Origin of the sequence: Colwellia sp. BRX10-9, assembly GCF_014077405.1 — a bacterium.
Classification (GTDB): Bacteria; Pseudomonadota; Gammaproteobacteria; order Enterobacterales; family Alteromonadaceae; genus Colwellia_A.
The window spans coordinates 1-4,542 of record NZ_JACGVV010000067.1 but is presented as its reverse complement, the minus strand read 5'-3'; the positions used below and the strand labels follow the sequence as shown (position 1 = coordinate 4,542).

Genomic DNA, 4,542 nt, shown 5'->3' with positions numbered 1-4,542 from the left:
CGTCATGCTGAATTTATTTCTCTAGTCGTCATGATGAATTTATTTCTCTAGTCGTCATACTGAATTTATTTCAGTATCTGGTCTTTGTGGTTATAAGTACAGATCCTGAAACGAGTTCAGGATGACGGAGAGTGGTTTGTTTATTATTCGCATTGTCTCACTCCTTGTCGTCATGCTGAATTTATTTCAGTATCTGGTCTTTGTGGTTGTAAGTACAGATCCTGAAACAAGTTCAGGATGACGGAGAGTGGTATCAGGATGACGTTGTTGGTATCAGGATGACGGAGTAGGTATCAGGGAGTAGGTAATCGTGTAGCCTTTTTGTCGTCATACTGAATTTATTTCAGTATCTGGTCTTTTGGGTTATAAGTACAGATCCTGAAACAAGTTCAGGATGACGGAGAGTGGTATCAGGATGACGGTGTCGGTATCAGGATGACGGTGTTGGTATCAGGGAGTCGGTAATCGTGTAGCCTTTTTGTCGTCATGCTGAATTTATTTCAGTATCTGGTCTTTGTGGTTATAAGTACAGATCCTGAAACAAGTTCAGGATGACGGAGATGGTATCAGGGTGACGGTGTAGGTATCAGGGAGTCGGTAATCGTGTAGCCTTTTTGTCGTCATGCTGAATTTATTTTAGTATCTGGTCTTTGTTGTAAGTACAGATCCTGAAACAAGCTCAGGATGACGGAGAGTGGTATCAGGGTGACGGTGTTGGTATCAGGGAGTCGGTAATCGTGTAGCCTTTTTGTCGTCATGCTGAATTTATTTCTCTAGTCGTCATGCTGAATTTATTTCAGTATCTGGTCTTTTTGGTTATAAGTACAGATCCTGAAACCAGTTCAGGATGACGGAGAGTGGTATCAGGGTGACGGTGTTGGTATCAGGGAGTCGGAAATCGTATAGCCTTTTTGTCGTCATGCTGAATTTATTTCTCTAGTCGTCATGCTGAATTTATTTCAGTATCTGGTCTTTGTAGATCAAGTACAGATCCTGAAACAAGTTCAGGATGACGGAGTTGGTATCAGGATGACGAAGTAGTATTCAGGATGACGGTTATTTATATTATCGTTATAATGATTTATTTATTACTTTCTAAATACCGCTTGAGGTTGTATGTCATCAATTATTGCTGAAAATGAATTTGGTCAAATTAAGCAAGTTTCGCTTACCGATCAGATAAATGCACTAGAAATTATCCATAATACTTGTACAGCAAAAATAAGTTTATATGGTGGTCATGTTCTCGCTTGGCAACCCGCTAACCAAAAACCAGTGTTTTGGCTTAGTGATGACGTTATTTTTGAACAGGGAACGCCTATTAGAGGTGGGATTCCTTTATGTTGGCCATGGTTTGGTCCATATCAAGCACCTAGCGGTGAAAAAACGGGTAATCATGGTTTTGCTCGTCAACGAAATTGGCAACTTGATGATGTGATCGTTGTTAAAGACAGGATTACGGTAACTTTATCTTTGTCTGGAGAAAATGAGCACCCATTATGGCCTCATCAATACCAATTGAAGCAGCAGTTGGTTTTTTCTGAACAATTTGAACAAAAATTATTTATTAGTAATTTATCATCCAAGGCGTTTGAATATTCAGCGGCATTACACAGTTACTTTGCCGTTAGTGCACCAGAAAATATTACGGTAGCGCCCTTAGCGGAGTTTCCCTTTGATGACAAAGTTACGGGTAAAGAACAGCAGCTTGCTGCTTTAGAAAATTGTCTGGGTGAAGTCGATCGTATTTATTACACTAACCAACAATGCTTAATCGAAGATAAACAATGGCAAAGAACGCTTACAGTATCGTCAACAAATTGTCAGCAGTGGGTTTTATGGAACCCCGGCGTTGAGGTTGCTCAGCGAATGAAAGATCTTCATGTTGGCGCTGAAAAAGAATTTGTGTGTTTAGAGGCAGCTAATACTGACAGGCAAGTTGTCCAAGCGAATGAGACCGTGATGATCGGGCAGAAAGTCACGCTAACATAAACACATCAAAAACAGCACTCAATTTAAGCCACTAGACTTTGTCGCTATTATCCTTTATCTTTTGATGATTAATTAACAGGTAATACCAGTTGGTATTATCTTTTATAATTTTGGTGGCTGTGTGAATACAAGTCGTAGAGAATTCTTTAAAGTTAGTCTGCTTGGCAGTGCCATCTTGTTGGTTGGCAGTAGCTTGTCTGCTATAGCACTGGCCAACCCAAGTACAAAAAACCTACAAAAATTTGATTTTCTTCAAGCATCTGATGCTGATTTTTTATTAGCGCTTGCCCCTGTTATGTTAAAGAGTAACTATCCTGGTGTATTAGCTAAAGACGCTGGAGTGCGCTTATTAATGGCTGTTGACCAACAAATAATTACTTTAGGTGAACACTCCCAAAAGCAATTACGGCAGCTGTTTGATTTAATGTCATCGACGACATTTCGTTATCTTGTTGGTGCACCGACCAGTGATTGGAACGTAACCTCAGCGAAAGAAATTGAAAGCTTCCTACAAGGTTGGAAAAATAGCCTATTTTCATTAAAACGTACTGGCTACGCTTCTTTAGGTAAGCTGATTATTATGAGTTGGTATGCTCAGTCAGAAAATTATTTACAAGCGGGATACCCAGGCCCTCCTAAAATATATCCATCGCAGGAATAAAACGTGAAAATAGTCTCTGAAATTCGTGGTATTAGCGATCCGTACTCAGCAAATAAAGCGATCACCAAGCAAACGGTAAATGCTAATCAGCTAGATACCAATATTATTAGCGCCGATGTTATTATTATTGGCACTGGGGCTGGTGGAGGCACAAGTGCTGAAATACTGGCGCAGGAAGGGCTAAAGGTGTTGATGATAGAAGAAGGGCCATTAAAGTCGACCCGTGACTTTAAAATGGATGAACGAACTGCCTATGCCGATTTGTATCAAGAAAATGCTGGGCGAGCCACAAAAGATGGTGGCATTGGTATCTTGCAAGGGCGCTGTGTTGGCGGAACTACCGTAATCAACTGGACCTCAAGCTTCAGAACACCGTCACCAACCCTAGATTATTGGCAAAAAACATTTCAGGTAAAAGGCTGTAGCATCAGCGATATGGTCCCTTGGTTTGAACAAATGGAAAAGCGCCTAAATGTCACGGCATGGCAAGGTGGAGCGAATGAAAATAATGCGGTGCTAAAAGAAGGTTGTGAGCAACTCAATATTCCATGGAAAGTTATTCCGCGCAATGTCAAAGGCTGCTGGAACTTAGGCTACTGCGGTATGGGGTGTCCGACCAACGCAAAACAATCGATGCTAGTTACCACTATCCCAGATGCGCTTGAACATGGAGCCACATTACTTTATCAAGCTCGTGTCGAACGGTTAATTATTGAGAATAAAAAAATAACAGCCGTAGAATGTTTTGCGCTCGATGATAATAAGAAAAAGACAGCGAAAAAAATCATCGCCAAAGCACCTTATATTATTTTAGCAGCTGGTGCGATTAACGGCCCAGCACTGATGTTACGCTCTAAAGCGCCAGATCCGAATAATCGTATTGGTAAAAGAACCTTCTTGCATCCAACTGTTTTCTCCTTTGCTCAATTTGATAAAGAAATATCGCCTTTTTATGGTGCGCCACAAACTATTTATAGTGATCATTATCAATGGCAAAATGGTGCTACCGGGCCGTTAAGTTATAAGTTAGAGGTACCGCCATTACACCCGGCTATGTCATCAATTATGTTAATGGGCCACGGCACTAAACATGTTGAGGATATGGCAAAGCTGAATAATACCCATGCAATGTTAGCCTTGTTACGTGATGGCTTTGACGCTGATAGTGAAGGCGCTGAAATAACGCTTTCTGATGACGGTAGCCCGATTGTTGATTATCCGATGAATGATTATTTATTTGATGGGGTTAAACGCGCTTATTTATCTATGGCTGAAGTGCAGTTTGCTGCTGGTGCTAAAAGAGTTCGCCCCGCACATCAACACGGACAATGGTTTGAAAGCTTTGAGTCTTTTAAAGCCGGTTTTAATGAACTCGAGCATAAAGTCAGTAACAACTTAATTGGTAGCGCTCACGTTATGGGTGGCTTAGCGATGGGTGAAAATAAAGCACTATGCTTAGTTGATAGTGATTGTAAGTACCATTATTTAGATAATTTATGGGTATTTGATGGTTCTGTTTTTCCTACATCTATTGGTACTAACCCGCAACTTTCTATTTATAGTTTAGTTTGTAAACAAGCGACCAAACTTGCTAAAAAATTGAATAAATTATAAAGGTTTTATTTTTGGCGTTAGACAAGAAAACAACTAAACTTACGATGAAAAATAGATCGAATTATAATTATTAGCACAATTTTCATCATGCTGGATTAATTTCTCTTGTCGTCATGCTGAATTCATTTCAGTATCTGCGTTTTTGGTTCCAAGTACAGATCCTGAAACAAGTTCAGGATGACGGAGATGTGTTCAGGATGAAGGTGTTGTGTTCAGGGCAAGGCTTTGTGAGCAAGATGACGGTGTTCGCTTAACACTCTTGTCGTCATGCTGAA

3 protein-coding genes are annotated in these 4,542 nt (G+C 40.3%); all 3 read left to right on the top strand.

Translation table 11 applies throughout. From position 1 onward, the window contains the following. The first annotated feature begins 1,116 nt into the window (after positions 1-1,116). The 3 genes from H4J69_RS19355 to H4J69_RS19345 all read left to right on the top strand — a co-directional run bounded on the left by H4J69_RS19355 (position 1,117) and on the right by H4J69_RS19345 (position 4,267). On the top strand, positions 1,117-1,992 hold the full coding sequence (locus H4J69_RS19355; RefSeq protein WP_182245166.1) for a D-hexose-6-phosphate mutarotase: 876 nt from the start codon (positions 1,117-1,119) through the stop codon (positions 1,990-1,992). A gap of 121 nt (positions 1,993-2,113) precedes the next feature. Further along, positions 2,114-2,653, top strand: coding sequence for a hypothetical protein (locus tag H4J69_RS19350; RefSeq protein WP_182245167.1), 540 nt, complete (start codon positions 2,114-2,116; stop codon positions 2,651-2,653). Between the two features lie 3 nt (positions 2,654-2,656). Further along, the gene (locus H4J69_RS19345; RefSeq protein ID WP_182245168.1) at positions 2,657-4,267 is read left to right on the top strand and encodes a GMC family oxidoreductase; all 1,611 of its coding nucleotides are present in this window, start codon (positions 2,657-2,659) and stop codon (positions 4,265-4,267) included. Positions 4,268-4,542: the final 275 nt, after the last annotated feature.

What these genes read in the sequence shown, in the direction of transcription:
- H4J69_RS19355 (WP_182245166.1), top strand. Translation starts at nt 1,117, where the DNA reads ATGTCATCAATTATTGCTGAAAATGAATTTGGTCAAATTAAGCAAGTT.